The following is a 16,770-nucleotide window of genomic DNA, read 5'->3' on the forward strand; positions in this document are numbered from 1 at the left end:
ATGTGACAAAATTTTTAACCAAAAGAGTCACTTTACATGAATGAATCAATTTTTAAAAAAATCAAAGCGCTTCCGCCACTAGACGACACTGTCATACAGATCCAGCGCCTACATGCTGACGAAAATAGCTCGATAAATGACCTCACAAAAGTGGTCGAAAAAGACCCTATGCTAACAGCAAATATTTTGCGTTCAGCAAACTCACCACTTTACGGATTTTCTCAAGAGATCACAACTATCGCAAGAGCCATTTCACTTTTTGGTATGGCTACTATCCGCGGTTTTGCGCTATCAAGTGCCATTAAAAAGACCTTTTCTATAAATTTAGAGCCATATGACATTACCGCACAAGATTTTTTAAATATCTCAATCATGCAAAATGCTTTGATGTACCACTGGTACTCTAAGATAAAACCTAAAAATTTAGAAATTCTCTCTCCTGCTTCATTTATGCTTGAAGTCGGCAAGATCGTTTTAGCTCATGAACTCACAGAAAATAACCAAGTTGCCGAGTTTAAAACAAAGCTAAAACAAATTTCATCTACCTATGATCTTGCGCTTTTAGAGTCTGAAATTTTAGACATCACAAACGAAGAGGTCACGGCTAAAATTTTTGAGCAGTGGAATTTAGAGATCGAGCTTGGAAATTCTATCCTCTACTCAAACACTCCAGAAGAGGCACCTGACCATATAAAAGAGTACGCAAGAGCGTTAAAAGTAGTAAAAACAGCGGTTAATATCTTTAACCAGCTTGATGATGTGAGCGTAAATAACGCAACACTTCTTATAAACGAATATGGCTTTGAGAGAGATACATTTTTAATGGCTGTTAGCAAAGTCAAAGATAATTTGTGAAAGAATTTTTAACATCACTTCTCGTTGGCATCAAAGAAAAAGAGATATCAAACGAAGACAAAGAGGTCTTACGTAATCTCCTAAACCTTGGTGCCGTAAGCTTACATAAAGATAAATTTTACCTAAACAACGGCTACGTCTGTGGCAAGCTAGACATCAGCCAAAACGCAACTGGCTTTATCATGCCATTTGACAAGCGCTACAAGCAAGATATCATCGTCGAAAATAAAAATTTAAACAACTCTCACCTTGGCGATATCGTGCTAGCAAAGCTTTTGCCACTTAAGAAAAAACGTCAAAGCGCTAAGATAGTGATGAGCCTAAAGCTTGCAAATGAGACAAGCGTGGTCTATACAAAACGCTTTGGGGCGGCCATTTTAGGGGTAAATTTAAAAACTGGGCTAAGCACAACCCTAAAAGCAACTCAAAAAAGTCTAAAGATGCTCCCGCTTGGGACGCTACTAAAGATAAACAATCTAAACAACGAAATAGTCGAGGTTTTAGGAAATTTAGAAGATCCGCTAAGCGATGAGAAAATTTCGCTTGCTATTTATAATAAAAATGATAAATTTAGCGAGGCTTGCGAGCTTGAAGCAAAGGCATTTGGCGATGAAGTCGATGCTAGCATGTATCCAAACAGGGTTGATCTAAGAAATTTAGAGTTTTGCACGATCGATCCAGTCGATGCTAAAGACTTTGACGATGCCATATATTTTGATGAGAAAAAGCGCGAAATTTACGTTGCAATCGCTGATGTAAGCGAGTATGTGACCGCATATAGCGCCATTGATAGCGAGGCTAAAAAAAGAGGCTTTTCTATCTACTTTCCGCACATCTCAGTGCCGATGTTGCCAAGAGCGCTAAGTGAAAATATCTGCTCACTAAAGCCAGACGTGCCGCGCCTTGCATTTTGTTTTAAAATTTCACTCGATGCAAACAACGAGGTAAAAAAAGAGGAGCTTTTTGAGGCGATAATCCTTTCAAAAAGGCGCTTTAACTACGATGAGATCGATGAAATTTTAGAGGGCAAAAGAGAGTGTGAAATTTCATGGGTCAAGCCACTTTTTAAACTCACCACAAAGCTTCGCAAAAAAAGACTTTTGCACGCATTTGACTTCAGGACAAAAGAGCTTAGAATGAGCCTTGATGACGAGGGTCAAATTTCGCAAACTAGGTTTGAAAGCGACTCTGACTCACATAGACTAGTCGAGGACTGCATGCTTTTAGCAAACAAAGCTGCTGCAAAGCTCATCACAAAGGGCGTTTTTAGAAACCACGCTTCGCCTGATTTTAAAAAGATAGATACCTTGCTTGAAGACTTGCAGCTTTTGGGACTTGACTTTACATACGAGAGTGACCTTGCAAATTTGATAAGAAAGATCCAAGCAAAGGCCGATGAGCTAGGCAACCGCGAAGAGATAGATAAGCTCATCATCAAGTCTCAAAAAAAGGCTGAATACTCAAGTGAAAATTTAGGCCACTTTGGGCTTGGATTTGATAGATACACGCACTTTACAAGCCCTATTAGACGCTATTCTGACCTTATTTTGCACAGACTTTTAAAGGCTAAAATTTCAAAAGATGAAAAGCTTTACAACTTCTTACTTTTAAACATCCAAAGCACCTGCGCAAACTTAAGCGAGCTTGAAAGAGAGGCGGACAAGGTGGCCTACGACTTTATGGATAGGAAATTTGCGCGCTGGGCAGCTGCAAACATCGGCAAAGAGGTGCGCTGCTACGTGAGCGAAAACCAAAATGTTTTGGTTGCCAAGCTTGATGATCATTTTGTTGGCGCTAGGATTTTCATCACTGGATACAGTGCAAATTTACTTCAAAAGCTTGTCGTAAAGATCACAGAGGCTGACATCGCAAGCGCTAAAATTTTTGCAAAAGTAGTAAGAAAGATCGATGTATAGAAAAGATCTGGAGCTAAATTTAGCAAATGCAAATTTAAGCAACTACTTCTTGCTTTTTGGTGCAGACGAGTTTCAGATCGAGCTTTTTGGCAAGGAAATTTTGAGCTTTTATACAAGCGAAGATGCAAATTTATTAAGCCTTTATTTTGACGAGTACAACTACGTGCAAGCAAGCTCTCACCTAAGCGAACAGTCGCTTTTTGGCGGCAAAAATATCCTCTATGTAAAAAGCGACAAAAAGATCCCAGCAAAAGAGCTAAAAGAGCTCATCTCGCTTTGCGCAAAAAGCCAGGACAATTACTTTTTGTTTGAGCTTTATGAAGCCGATATGAAGCTAGTTTTTGATACGCAAAAGGCTTTTGGGGCAAATTTTGCTAGATTTTTCAAGCCCTCAAACCCAGATGAAGCGATAAATTTACTAGCTAAAAGCTCGGCTAAGATAGGCCTAAACATAACCAAAAATGCACTTTATGAACTTTATTTTACGCATAATGAAAATTTATACCTTGCAGCAAGCGAACTTACAAAACTAAAGAGCCTAAACACTCACATCGAGCAAGACGATGTAAAAAGGCTGGTTTTTGGACTTGGCGGGATAAATTTTGATGATTTTTTCAATAAATTTATGGCTCTAAAAGATATAAAAAACGACTTTTTTACCTACTTAGAAGATCCAAATTTTAATGAAATTTTACTTCTAAACTCACTTTACAAAGCATTTTTTAGGCTATTTAAAATTTACTCTTACATCAAGATAAATGGCCGCTTAAATTTAGATGAAGCGATCGGTTATCAGCCACCAGTAAATGTGGCAAATTTACTAAAAGCAAATAGCTTAAAGCTAAGTTTAAATGCCTATTTGGAGATATTTAAAACGCTAAATTTAGCCGAGCTAGAGTTAAAAACAAATACGAAAATGGATAAAGAAATTTTCGTCTTATCGATCATTTTAAATCTGCAACACCTCATATCAACAGCAAATATTAAGTAAATTTAAGCTAAAATCCACCCTTGCTTAATGCAAAATCCTTGCTCACAAAGTGAGCTAAATATCCATAAGGAGAAAAAATGAAACATTACGAGCTTTTATTTATTCTTAAGCCGACATTGACGGAAGAGGAAGTTAAAGCTAAGGTTGATTTCGTAAAAGAAGTCATAACAAAAAACGGCGGCGAGATCGCTACTGTCGTTGAGATGGGCACTAGAAAACTAGCTTATGCCATCAAAAAATATGAGCGTGGAACATATTTTGTTATCTACTACAAAGCTCCACCAGCACTTCTTGCAGAGCTTACAAGAAACGTAAGGATCACTGAAGATATCATAAGATTTTTAAGCGTTAAATATGAAAACAAACGCGAAATCGCAGCTTGGGAAAGACTTTGCAAAGGTATCAAGCAAACTATAAAAAAAGAGACTCGCGAGCCAAGAGCACCACGTGAGCCAAGAGCTGAAAAAGTAGACGAGCAAACATTTACAGAAGAATAATCAAGGATAAAAAATGTTCAATAAAGTAGTATTAGTTGGAAATTTAACCAGAGATATAGAGCTTAGATATACTACTAGCGGCGTTGCCATAGGAAATTCTAGTATAGCTGTGACACGCAAAATCACCTCAAATGGGGAAAGAAGAGATGAGACTTGCTTTATTGATATATCATTTTTTGGCAAGAGTGCAGAGATAGCAAACCAATATCTCAACAAGGGATCGAAGCTGCTTATCGAAGGAAGACTTAAATTTGACCAATGGACCGACAATAACGGACAAAACCGCTCAAAACACTCTATCGCCGTTGAGAGCATGGAAATGCTTGGCTCAAATAACCAAACGCAACAAGGCGGATACTCTATGAATAGCCAAAATAGCGGTGGCTACGGACAGCAAGGCGGATATCAAAATAACCAATATAACCGCCAACAAGAAGCTAGACCGCAAGCTGCTCCGCAAAGAAAGCAAGAGAGTTATTCAGAAGTTCCTGATATAGACGTTGATGCTGATAGCTTCAACAATGAAGAAATACCGTTTTAATTTTAAAGGATAAAAAATGGCAGAAAAAAGAAAATATTCACGCAAATATTGCAAATTTACAGAAGCAAAAATTGATTTTATAGACTACAAAGACACTTCACTTTTGAAGTATTGCTTGTCAGAGAGATTTAAAATCATGCCAAGACGCCTAACTGGCACATCAAAAAGATACCAAGAGATGGTAGAAAAAGCGATCAAGAGAGCTCGCCACGCAGCTATCATACCTTACATAGTTGATCGCAAAGACGTAGCTACAAACCCTTTTGAAGGTCTATAATCCATAAATTTTAGCCCTATTTTGGGCTAAAATCTTTTAAATTTAACTCTTATTTTTACTATTTCTAAGTTTTTATAAAATTTGCTCATCAAAATCTTAAATTTATAAATATTTTAAAATCACCAAGCTAGCCAAATTTGTTTAGAAGTTGCCTAGTCTTTTAAATTTACATCTTAAATTTCATCAAGTTTTTGAAAGTTTTTTATAAATTTCACTTGCTAAATTCTTAAATTTATACACCACTTTTAAACAATAAAATATTCCACGAAGGCTTTAAATTTGGCTACGCGGTCTTATATTATTTAGCAAGTTAAATTTAGAGCTTGCCATGAAATTTCAGCTGCAGAACACAAAACGCTAGACAACACAAAATAAAATTTGAAATTTAAAACAAGAGTTAAAAGTGGGTAATAAATTTAGGGGCAAAGCGCCCCTAGTTTTAGTAAAGACCGAAAGTTCCGTCTGTTCTTTTGTAAATGACGCGCATTTTGGCATCGACATCGTTAAATACATAAAATTGTTTATCGCTTGATTTTAGTTTATCAAGTGCCTCTTCGATCTCAAGAGGTTTGTAAATTTCAAGCTCCATAGGCACGATCTCCTCGACACCTTCTATCTTTTCTTCACCTATTCTTGAGCGAAATTCTTTATCATCGGCCTTACCTTTTACGGTAAATTTCTTGTCGTGCTCTCTTCTTAAAACTTTTGAAGCCTTTTCGATAGCAAGATCTATCGCCGCATAGAGATCTTTATCCTTTTGGCGGACGACTATCGTGTCTTTATGTGCCATATTTAGAGAAAATTCTGCATTAAAGCCCTTTTTGCCTTGCTTTTCATCTGCTCCTACTACGCATCTTGCTGAGATGATGTCAAGGTTGTACTTGCCAAGGGTGTCAAAAGCGTCTTGGATGTAGTTTTTGATAGGCTCTGTTAGCTCAAATTGTTTTCCTACAATGCTTATGTTCATCGCAATCTCCTTTATAGAAAGTAAGATGATTATAACACGACGAAACTAAAAGCAAATTAAAGTAAAATCTTTATAAAATTTTAAAGTTTTTGAAGAGTTCGTTTGTGAAAATTTATAGGATTTGAGGCTTTTCCCGGTTTTGAGCTGACAAAAACATCGAGCATTATCGTGCCTTGATTTACTCCGGTAGCAGCCACTGCGTCACCAGAGCAAATGCCCATATCGCCAAAATATTTTACAAATACTTTAAATGTAAAAAGGTCGCCAAATTCACCACTTATCGGATTGTGCTCGTCGCCAAGGCAAACTGCTCCAGTTTTATAAAAGTCATTACTTATGATAGCTAGCATGGCGTACTCAGTCGCAGCGCGGGCTACTAGCTCACTTTGCTCTCTTAGATAAATTTCACTATTTTGCTTCACTGACGTTGTAGCGATCGAAAGAGCCAGCATACAAATAGAGCTTGCGATCACTACAAAAAATATCGCCGCAATGAGTGTAAATCCTCGCCTCATTAATAAACTGCCTTTGACTTACAGATGGTTATCTCTGAGTTTTTTGCTCTCATGCAAAGTTTTAGCACGATGACGCCATTTTTTTCAGTAAAGACAAACCTCGTAACGTTTTTGGCAAGGGTTGCCTTTTCGCCGTTTTTATAGCCCTGCCCCATCCATGGACAATAGTTATAGTATAAATTAAGATCAAAAACGCCATTTTCTGTATCTTTTAGATCAGTACTTTGCTCTGGTACTATGGCATTTGCAGTGTAGGCTAGATGATACTGCTCTGAAATTTGCTTGCCACCAAAACCTGAAATTTCTAGCGTATTGCCGTTTAAACCACTTTGACCGCCATTTACACCAACTTTTGCTATGTCTAGACTGACAGGCACAGTTCCATTGCTATAGCCAAAAGAGCTTTGCACATTGTAATAAACATCAGAAAATATCGCTACAACGCCACCATCCTTTTTTGTAAAATCCACACAAGTGGCATTTCTTATGTCATCTTTGCAAGTTAGATCTTTTATGGTCTCTACAACTCCAGTTGTAAAATTACTTCCAGGACTTATCAGACCAGTTGCTGGTGAGCTCTTAGCAAGATCCGCATAGCCACTATATCTGCCTGCTTTTCCGCCCTGCTCTATGACATGGTCATTAGCATCAAGAGATATAACGTCATTAAAAATTTCATACGCATAGGGGATAAATTCTAAAATTTCATACTTAGCATCTAAATTTACTCTATTATCGTTTAGCGCCAAAAAAGCTCCATCAGTTTTTCTAGCAATCACGCTTGGCTTTATGCGGTGCTCTAGCCTCTTTGAAATTTGCTCCAGTGCGATTTCTGTTTGCGTTTCGAGCTCATTTACTGTCTTTGTTTGAAAGTAGTTTGAGTAGATGTTCATTATCGCATTAAAGCTCATCATAGCGATGATACCAAGTACGACGATGACGACTACAAGCTCAAGAAGCGTAAAGGCTCTTTTCATTTCCACGCTTTCGTATTTAGCGAGCCGCCCTCACCTAGGTTAAAAGCATAAGCTCTTAGCACTGACGTTGTCTCTTGTTTTGTGTTGTTTTTATATGAAGTAGCAGTTACTATTATCTCTTTTACATCGCTGTTATCTAGCGCTAAATTTGGCTTAAACCAGCCCTTATCCTCGCTAACACTTACCTCGTAGTCTGAGCCAACTATATAGTCTCTGCTTTGATTTGCTGTATTTAAATTTTTATTTTTTGTTTTGTAATAATCCACAGACCTCACTGCCGTATCGCGCGCTAGATCTGATGTGTTTTCATAGGCAAAAACTCTATGCCCGTCGCCTGTTATTTTATTTATCTTATAAAATTCGTTTCTTTGATCACCTGGCTTTAAGATGATAGGAAAAAAGTAAGCCGTCTCAGCGCTACTGCCGCCGATGTTTGTTGAGACCTTGATGACCTTGTCACTAAAGGGAGCTTTTAAGATAAGCCCCATGTAGGTCTTAGCATTCATCAAGCTCTCTTGCGTAACCGCCTTTTGATTTAGCTCAGATGTGGTCTTTAGTACAAGCGGTATCGACGTGCTGATGATCGCCACAACGACTATCGAGAGGATAAGCTCTATAAGAGAAAAGCCTCTTTTTACCAAGAAATTCTCCTATTTGTCTTATCGCTTAGATCGTTAAAGTTGTTTTCGCCGCCTATGACATTTCCTACGTCACCTTTGCCAGAGCCACTTTTTAGGGTCTTGCCAGCCCAGTCGCCATTTGGCACGAGAAATCTCACTGTGAAATCATTTGTCGCCGCATCTTTATCAAATTCATTATATATGAGCCAGTTTTTCGTATGCATCTTGGCTATATCCGTAACTGCTCGGTTATTTTTTACATAAATGTAGCTGACGCCGTCACTAAGTGCTGTCTCTTTGGCTGTATCTCGCGTAGTGTGATTTGAAAAGCTGTAACTATCGACATTGCCATAACTAGCATCGTGAAGAGGATTTACATACCATGAGTGCGTACCTGCAAACTCCTCCCAGCGAGCGCTTGATCCTGGTTTTTGCAACATAAATTTACTCTCGTCGCAACCATTGCAATACACTCCGTAGTAAATTTTTGCCTTAAAGCCAGTGTTTGGTCCCTCATAGTAAGGCGCGTATGTCCTAGCGTAGTAAAATTTCGCCGACGTTTTTGTGGTTGGCTTTTTGTAGTTATCTCCCTTTGTTTTATTTCTACTACTTTGATCCTCAGCCAAGCTTTCAAAAGTGAATACATCACTTGTCACCTCAAAAGGATTTTTTGCCACATTTTTTTCACGTTTGAAGTTAAATTTTAGACTTACATCAGCATAGCCGTCACTTCCAAATGCTTCTTTCTTAACACTATAAGCTCCATCATGTGGAGATAAATTTACCTTTTTTACAAGTGCGGCAGGATTGCTATCATCAAAAAATATTATTTCACTATTTAGCCTATCTACCCCAGCAGCATCACTACTTAGCTTTGAGCCACTATTATCAGTATATTCGGCTATGATCTCTCCAGCTTTTATTTTAAATGTTGTATTGTTTGCATAGCAACCATTTTGATACAAAAGTGCTGGATTGTCGTTAAAAAGCCTTGCTCTTACTTTAAAATTTAAGGTTGGAGATGGAGCTTCTTTTTCATTAGCAATATAACTAATACCACCTCCTAATATCTTAAAGTCACTTACTTCAAGGTCTTTTGGTGCAAAATTAAATTTATGCTGATTAAAATTTATATCACAACCAAATTTACCATCCCCATCCTCTTCATTATAGCTCTTGCCAAGCGCACAGTCACTATCTTGCTGTGTTGTTTTTTGATCTACTTTTGTATAGCTAGCATCTCTTACGTCAAAGTAGGCTTCACCTATATCAGAAAAAGAAAATCCATTATCATCATCACCTATAGATCCAAGCTTACTTATAATCCCTATGGCTTTATCAGGATCATTAAAGCTTACTTGAAGCTGATCGCTACTTCCATCACTTATAGCCGTTGGTAAGACGCAATCACTTGTGCCTTTTTTTACTGAAGCAAGTAGTACTTTATCAGTTGTACTATCAGCTTTTAGAGTGTTTGTATAGCCGTTTGCCAAGCCTCCATTTGCGTCATAAGCTCCAAGAGTGATCTCACTGTAGCTTTTGCCACCTATTAAAGTTTTGTCCGTATAGGCCGAATTTGTAATCGCATCATAAAGACCAAATGTTGCTGGCCTTACTGCAAAACTATCAAAAGCAGCACATTTTTCATCGGTTAAATTTGTGATTTTATTTTGATAGCTAAGCTTTACATGTAAGTCAGGATATGGTCTTGGCACGGTCACTCTTCTTGTGATAGTGTGAGTTGAAGTAGTAAAGTGCAAAGTCTCAGCTGGTATGACTGATTTATCAGAACTACAATCAGTCACTAGCTTTAATGTCACATCAGTATTTGAGTCAGGCGCCTTTAGAGTACCATCAGTCTTTTTGTAGTTTGAGATAGTGATATCAAAAGGCTTATTTGCTATCTTTGTATAAAGCTTGTTTTTAAAATTCCCACTTGGATCATTTGCTTGACTTCTTGGATAAAAGTCATTTTCCTCTTCATTAACGATCTTTAAGTCGTAATTCGTTGGTACACACTCTTTAATCCTGCCATTATATTTTAACCCTATAGAAGCATTTTCAAATTCAGCCTCATATTTTGTCTTTTTATATTCTGAATTTAGTATCCCAACAAATTTTAATCTTGCAAAGTTTCCTGAATCATGCACAAGCGTTCCACCAACTCCGGTACTTGCATTTTTGCCTATTACGTATTTTAATGTATTACCTATGATTTGAACACGATCCCCACTATCTTGTAATACTTGACAATTATTATATTGAGAATCGCTTGGTCCAGATGTATTTATCTGAAGGCAACTTGAGCTAGGTTTATAACTTATAAATTTAGGATCAAAATTTATCTTTAAAAAAGCATTATTTGCATCTTCGTGACCTTTATTTTGTATGGTTACAAGCGTTTTAAGTTCAGTTCCAGTTTTTACTTTTCTTGCTTTATTTGTGTCATTATCTCCTTTAACAGCAACATCCACCCATTTTTTTGCAACACTATCCCATATCTGAAGTTGCTCTGTATAACAAACCTCAGGATCGTATAGTGTAGTAGAGAAAGCAACCATACCGATATTTAACCTATCGCCTTGAGTATTTCCAGATACATTTGAAGCAGTTGCTTCAAACTGCATATCAACTCTGCTTTGTTTATTTGACATAAAATTTGATATATCAAAGAGATCTAGATCCATTTGGCTATTAAATTTTTTATCAACATTAGCCAGATAGCCAAACCTTGTTATAGAAGAGTTAAATTGATTATGGCTTGGGTTACCTACTGAATTTGGATCAGATGGATTAGCCCCTGAAGTGAGGCTTTGAAAAGTTCCATCGTTCTTCTTTATCATCACATCTTCGCCTGTTATCTCCTTACGTCCACCAAAGCCCATAAAAGCAAGACTTGAATTTACAGTGCCTGCAGTCGGAGTATAAAAGTCATCAAATATTAAATTTAGTTTTGTATTTTGTATAGTTTGAGTTGATGTCGTCCTCGTTCTTTTAACAAAAGGTGAGATATTTGACATGCCGCTATAGATATTTACAGCTTTTGGCTTAATCCTGCCTTCATCCTCTTCACCAAAGTCATAAACTATAACCAAACTCCAGCCGCCATACTGTGAGACAACGTAGCTAATACTCCAGTCACCATCAGCGTACAAAGCTGTACCATGAGCCACCTTTGCGTCTTGCTCTTGTGCATCTATCGTTACTTTATAGCTTCTTGGAGTAGTTTTTTTGATAGTTGATGCTATACCGCCAACTGCAAATGTCCTACCAGCATCACTCTTGCCAAGACTAGCCTTAACTAGATCAGTCACATCAGCGCTCGCCTGATAGGTAAAGTACATACCACTTCTTATGCCAACAGTTGATTTTGCAGCATTGCCATCTTTGTCAGGATGAAGTGGTATAGTATATTTAGCATCGCAACCACCAGTATCATCAGGGTTGTTTGGATCTTTGCAGTATTTATAATATGTATCGCGTGTTACGGCATTTGGATTATAAGGAGTAAAAGAGCTATCCCATTTTACATCTTCCTCATTAGCCTTTACAAGATGCACTAAGCCATCAGGGGTTTTAAATTTAACACTAGTATAGCCAAAGATATTTTCATACATAACATTTAGCAGTCCTTTATCTTTTTGCCACTCATCATAAACAGCTCCACCCCAGTAAAGCCTGGCGTATTTGATCTTTGTCTTATCTATATTTTTTCGCTCATATTCACTTTTATCTTCAAATTTAAAAGTAGCGCGAGATGAATTTGGAAATTTGCTAGTGCCAAGACCAGGCTCTTCATTAACATATCTTTTTTCTATTACTTGAGAAGTATTTGCACTAGGATCATCTGTTGTACCACTTAGCGATGGTTCAAACTTAAAGCCATTTACTCTTGGCACGATGACGCTAGCACCGATAACATCCATGTCGCCGATAACCCTTATAAATTTATCTCTTTTTTTCATTTGGTTGCTATCGTTTAAATTTTTATAATAGCTCACGTCCCTATATCCACTTAAGATTAATACTCTACCATTTACTACATTTGGAGTTTCTGGATAAACAGCTCCAGTATCCTGACTAGCGCCTACACAGTGTCTAATGTTGTCATAGTCGATCCTGCAAACAATGCCTGCACCGCAAGCTGCCTGTTCAGCAGTAGTACATGCTCTAACAGTGCTTGGTAACTCAAGCTCCTCAGGATCAGCATCACTAAAAACATAGATAAAAGATAAAAGAATAAAAAAAAGAATTTTCAAATTACAATCTCCTTAATGTAATTAGAGCTAAGAGCTCTAAACGTCCTTGTTTGTTATTTTTGTATGAAATTTTCTATCATTTCAGCTTGTCCGTATTGTGGATACTTTGTAACGTCAAGCACTACTTGAGATAAAGTCATATTGTCCATATTGCAAACAATAGGAGCCACGAAATTCACGGTTGATTTCTCAAGAGGGAGGGCAACTACGATGATGTTGTAAATTCTAAGTTGCGAACTCTCTTTAATGTCCATAAGCTCTTCATAGTAGCTTGGGATGTCAAATTCATAACTTCTTAACGCAAAAGGATTTATCATTGTAAAAGATGTTTCGTCATCTTTGCTTGCTAGCTTAACAAAAAATTTATCGAGCTCAATAAGTTCCATCGTCTTGATATGCTCGAAGCCTAAAATAGGGCTTTTAACACTAAAAATCATACTAACTCCTGTTTTGTAAAATTGCCTTATTTTAGCATAGTTTTAAAAAATTTATACAAAAATAATGCCAAAAAATGTAAAATAAGCGAATTTAAAATTTTTAAGGAAAAGCATGAAAAGATTTTCTAAATTTCTAGCAGTCGTAGCTCTTTTAGGGCTTTTTAGTGGTTGTGCTGAAAAATACACTGAACTTTACAATCTAACTCCAGACGAGTGGTACGCTCAAGTCATCGCTGACATAAAAGATGGCGATCTGGAGTCAGCTGATAAACACTACGTTTCAATGGCTAGCGAGCACGTTGCAAGCCCACTTTTGGAGCAAATTTTACTCATCCTTGCCCAAGCTCACGCAAATGACGAAGAGTATCTCATGGCAAATCACTATCTTGATGAATACATCAAAAGATACGGCGATAACGGCCCAAAAACAGAATTTGCCCAGTATCTAAAGATAAAAGCAAATTTTGACTCATTTACCCAGCCAAACCGCAACCAAAAGCTAATGGAGGATAGCGTAACTGAGATCGAGAAATTTCTTTATATGTATCCAAATACCGAGTATAAGCCGCTTATCGAGACTATGCTTATCAAATTTAAGCTCGCACTTTACTTCTTAGATATGCAAATAGCAGATCTTTACAAGAGAACTGGCCGTGACGTTTCGGCTAAAATTTACGAGCAAAAGCTAGAAGAGTCGCCGTTTAAAAACTCAGACCTTATCAAACCTGACGTGGCATGGTATAGAAAACTGTTTGAATAGGAGAAATTTTGCAAATAAACGAAAACAAAGGCTTCCCTACTGAGATACCTATCATAGTTGAGGACGAGCTATTTTTATATCCATTTATGATAACGCCGCTTTTTTTAAGCGACGAAGAAAATTTAAAAGCGCTTGAGCTTGCCATACAAGGAGAGACGCCGATCCTTGTCGTGCCTACAAAGCCCCAGCAAGACGGTGCTAGAGACTTTGACGGCATCTATGACGCAGGCGTTATCGGCACGATAATGCGCCGTGTGCCGCTACCTGACGGACGCGTAAAAGTGCTATTTCAGGGCATCGACAAAGGTAAAATTTTAAAACAATCAGGCATAAATCCACTCCGTGGCATCGTCGATATGCTCCACGTCAAGCGCCCATCACAGGTCAAAACTGACGCTCTCATCGTAGTTTTAAGAGAAAAAGTAAGAGAGCTTTCGCAGTTTAGCCACTTTTTCCCGCCCGATCTTTTAAAAACGATCGAAGAGAGTGCTGAGGCGATCAGAGTTTGCGACCTAGTCTCAAGCGCGCTTCGCCTAAAAAAACAGATCGCTTATAGCTTTTTTGTCGAAGAAAATTTAGAGCAGCGCCTACTAAAGCTCATCGACTACGTCATTGAAGAGATCGAGGCAAACAAACTTCAAAAAGAGATCAAAAATAAGGTTCATTCAAAGATCGACAAGACAAACAAAGAGTACTTTTTAAAAGAGCAGCTAAAGCAAATTCAAGCTGAGCTTGGAGCGGACACTAGCCGTGAAGAGGAGCTTGAAGAGTACCGCAAAAAGCTTGATGCGAAGAAGAAATTTATGGCTGAGGACGCCTACAAAGAGATCAAAAAACAAATAGACAAGCTCTCTCGCATGCACCCAGACTCGGCTGATGCAAACACCTTGCAAAGTTACCTTGACTGGGTTTTGGAAATTCCATTTGAAAATGTAGCTAAGAAAAAGTCATCTATCACCGAGGTGAGCAAGCACCTAAATGCTGACCACTACAGCTTAGAGAAGCCAAAAGAGCGCATAGAGGAGTATTTTGCATTGCGTGAGCTTTTAGAGCTTAGAGGAGTTGGTGAGAAGGTAAATAATGGCGCTATTTTATGCTTTGCAGGCCCTCCAGGTGTGGGTAAAACCAGCCTTGCAAATTCGATCGCAAAGGCGCTAAAGCGTGAGCTAGTTAGGATCGCACTTGGCGGACTTGAGGACGTGAACGAACTAAGAGGCCACCGCCGCACCTATATAGGCGCTATGCCAGGCCGCATCGTGCAAGGGCTCATAGAAGCCAAGCAGATGAATCCAGTGGTTGTCTTAGATGAGATCGACAAGGTTGGCAGAAGCTACAGAGGCGATCCGACCGCTGTTTTACTTGAAATTTTAGACCCAGAGCAAAATAACAAATTTAGAGACTACTACCTAAATTTCAACATCGATCTTAGCAAGATCATCTTCATCGCCACAGCAAATGACGTGAGTATGATACCAGCTGCACTTCGCGACAGGATGGAGTTTATCGAGCTTAGCTCATACACCCCACAAGAGAAATTTGAGATCGCTAAAAAATATCTCTTACCTCAAGAGCTTAAAAAACACGGCCTAAAACCAAGTGATGTGAGCATCAGCAAAGAGGCACTTGAGCTAATAATTAGCGATTATACAAGAGAGAGTGGCGTGCGAAATTTACGCCGCAGGATCGCTGACATACTAAGAAAAGTCGCCAAAAATATCCTCACCAAAAAGAATGAGGGCAAGATCAGCGTCACGGCTAAAAATTTAAAAGAGTTTTTAGAGAAAAAGGTCTATGAGATCGAGCCAGCCGATAAAAAAGATCAGATCGGCTTGGTAAATGGCCTTGCGTGGACCAGTGTCGGAGGCGACGTGCTAAGGATCGAGGCTATCAGGATCCAAGGCAAAGGCAATATGCAAATCACCGGCCAACTAGGCGACGTGATGAAGGAGAGCGCTCAGATCGCATTTAGCGTTGTAAAAGTGCTGATCGATAACAAAAAGCTAAAAGTGCCGATGGCTATCGTGCCAAAATTTGACGATGACAAGCATAAGCTCGAAGCCAGTGACGTTTATAGACGCTACGATCTTCACTTGCACGTGCCAGAGGGTGCGGTGCCAAAAGACGGCCCAAGCGCTGGTATTACGATGGCAACTGCGATCGCATCGATACTGACTGACACAAAGGTCAAACACGACATCGCAATGACTGGCGAGATCACGCTAACGGGTAGAGTGCTACCGATCGGAGGACTAAAAGAGAAGCTCATCGCCGCTCACAAAGCTGGCATCAAAATAGCTCTGATACCTCGCAAAAACTATGACCGCGACCTTGTCGATATCCCAGCTGAAGTAAAAGCCGATATGAAGATCATCGCAGTTGATACGATCGATGATGTACTAAAAAACGCTCTTGTAGCCAAAAAATAATCCATACTCTAGCCCTAATCTCACTTTAGGGCTAGAGAAATTTATAAATTTTGACTATCCTAAAATATAAACAAAAGCCATATAACGCATATAAGCAGTTAATAATTTAAACAATATGTTGCGAAAATTTCTAGCAAATTTTAAAATTTGAAAAAATATAAAATTCCATTTGTGATACTTTTACCCAAAAGGGAGAAAAGGGGACTTGAATTACGTTCTGCTTGCAGTTACAAGCTTGCGAAGTAAAGCCGTCCCCTTATCCCCCTTTTTAAATCCTCCAATCCCCCTCGCACGTTAGAAGTGCATGCTTCAGTGCTTTGCCCTGCATGCGTTTTTGTGTTAGACGAGTATATGTCAAATTTTAAAATTTCATGAACGAGTAATTTTAGTAGCCAATTCTTACGAGCGAATGGAATTTTAAAATTTACAAGAAGGTTTTATTGAATTTGTAAATTTATTTTATTCAAAGGGAGACAATGGAACTTAAATTTTGCTTCGTATGCTCGCAACAACGTATCAGACACGAAGCCTGTCACTTATCCATCTTTCTTAAATCCCTCGTCTGATTACAGTTATAATACGAAGTTTAAATAAAAGTCTTCGAACATTAGAGGTGCTGCACTAGTATTTTGCACGGCATGCGCGTATTGTTTTAAGAAATTTTAAAATTTCATGAACGAGTAGGCTCTGATTTTAGTGGTGAATGACTATGTGCCATAAATTTAGTAAGTT

Annotated in this window: 14 protein-coding genes; 8 read left to right on the top strand and 6 right to left on the bottom strand. The window is 38.4% G+C overall.

From position 1 onward, the window contains the following. Positions 1–36: 36 nt before the first annotated feature. From F3G88_RS07680 to rpsR, 6 genes are all read left to right on the top strand, one after another. Positions 37–855 (top strand): HDOD domain-containing protein, encoded by an 819-nt coding sequence (locus tag F3G88_RS07680; RefSeq protein ID WP_012140069.1) that lies wholly within the window; start codon positions 37–39, stop codon positions 853–855. After that, positions 852–2,771, top strand: coding sequence for an RNB domain-containing ribonuclease (locus F3G88_RS07685; protein ID WP_149715807.1), 1,920 nt, complete (start codon positions 852–854; stop codon positions 2,769–2,771). Before F3G88_RS07680 ends, F3G88_RS07685 begins: the two co-directional genes overlap by 4 nt. Then, entirely contained in the window at positions 2,764–3,762 is a 999-nt protein-coding gene (gene holA / locus F3G88_RS07690; protein ID WP_149715808.1) for a DNA polymerase III subunit delta, read from the top strand. Before F3G88_RS07685 ends, holA begins: the two co-directional genes overlap by 8 nt. Positions 3,763–3,839: 77 nt before the next feature. After that, positions 3,840–4,259, top strand: a complete 420-nt coding sequence (gene rpsF, locus F3G88_RS07695; protein ID WP_103573239.1) for a 30S ribosomal protein S6 — start codon at positions 3,840–3,842, stop codon at positions 4,257–4,259. 13 nt (positions 4,260–4,272) lie between these two features. Beyond that, positions 4,273–4,800 (top strand): single-stranded DNA-binding protein, encoded by a 528-nt coding sequence (locus F3G88_RS07700; RefSeq protein WP_021087759.1) that lies wholly within the window; start codon positions 4,273–4,275, stop codon positions 4,798–4,800. A gap of 16 nt (positions 4,801–4,816) precedes the next feature. Next, entirely contained in the window at positions 4,817–5,077 is a 261-nt protein-coding gene (rpsR, locus tag F3G88_RS07705) for a 30S ribosomal protein S18 (RefSeq protein ID WP_021089765.1), read from the top strand. A gap of 439 nt (positions 5,078–5,516) precedes the next feature. Here rpsR and hpf read toward each other — a convergent pair whose 3' ends face one another. The 6 genes from hpf to fliW all read right to left on the bottom strand — a co-directional run bounded on the left by hpf (position 5,517) and on the right by fliW (position 12,852). Continuing rightward, positions 5,517–6,044, bottom strand: a complete 528-nt coding sequence (gene hpf / locus F3G88_RS07710; protein WP_012140099.1) for a ribosome hibernation-promoting factor, HPF/YfiA family — start codon at positions 6,042–6,044, stop codon at positions 5,517–5,519. A gap of 80 nt (positions 6,045–6,124) precedes the next feature. Beyond that, positions 6,125–6,559, bottom strand: a complete 435-nt coding sequence (locus F3G88_RS07715) for a hypothetical protein (RefSeq protein WP_103573547.1) — start codon at positions 6,557–6,559, stop codon at positions 6,125–6,127. Next, positions 6,559–7,536 carry a prepilin-type N-terminal cleavage/methylation domain-containing protein gene (locus F3G88_RS07720; protein ID WP_149715809.1) on the bottom strand — a complete coding sequence of 326 codons (978 nt, stop codon included), beginning with the start codon at positions 7,534–7,536 and terminating at the stop codon, positions 6,559–6,561. Before F3G88_RS07720 ends, F3G88_RS07715 begins: the two co-directional genes overlap by 1 nt. Continuing rightward, positions 7,533–8,177 (bottom strand): type II secretion system protein, encoded by a 645-nt coding sequence (locus F3G88_RS07725; protein WP_149715810.1) that lies wholly within the window; start codon positions 8,175–8,177, stop codon positions 7,533–7,535. Before F3G88_RS07725 ends, F3G88_RS07720 begins: the two co-directional genes overlap by 4 nt. Continuing rightward, positions 8,171–12,415, bottom strand: coding sequence for a hypothetical protein (locus F3G88_RS07730; protein ID WP_149715811.1), 4,245 nt, complete (start codon positions 12,413–12,415; stop codon positions 8,171–8,173). The genes F3G88_RS07725 and F3G88_RS07730 overlap by 7 nt, the downstream gene beginning before the upstream one ends. Positions 12,416–12,468: 53 nt before the next feature. Further along, positions 12,469–12,852 (bottom strand): flagellar assembly protein FliW, encoded by a 384-nt coding sequence (gene fliW / locus F3G88_RS07735; protein WP_012140104.1) that lies wholly within the window; start codon positions 12,850–12,852, stop codon positions 12,469–12,471. 112 nt (positions 12,853–12,964) lie between these two features. Between fliW and F3G88_RS07740 the strand changes: the two genes are divergently transcribed. Together F3G88_RS07740 and lon are read left to right on the top strand one after the other, a co-directional pair. Continuing rightward, entirely contained in the window at positions 12,965–13,612 is a 648-nt protein-coding gene (locus tag F3G88_RS07740) for an outer membrane protein assembly factor BamD (RefSeq protein WP_009294177.1), read from the top strand. Positions 13,613–13,620: 8 nt separating this feature from the next. After that, on the top strand, positions 13,621–16,038 hold the full coding sequence (gene lon / locus F3G88_RS07745) for an endopeptidase La (RefSeq protein ID WP_103573543.1): 2,418 nt from the start codon (positions 13,621–13,623) through the stop codon (positions 16,036–16,038). Positions 16,039–16,770: the final 732 nt, after the last annotated feature.

Source organism: Campylobacter concisus (assembly GCF_902460675.1).
GTDB lineage: Bacteria > Campylobacterota > Campylobacteria > Campylobacterales > Campylobacteraceae > Campylobacter_A > Campylobacter_A concisus_AJ.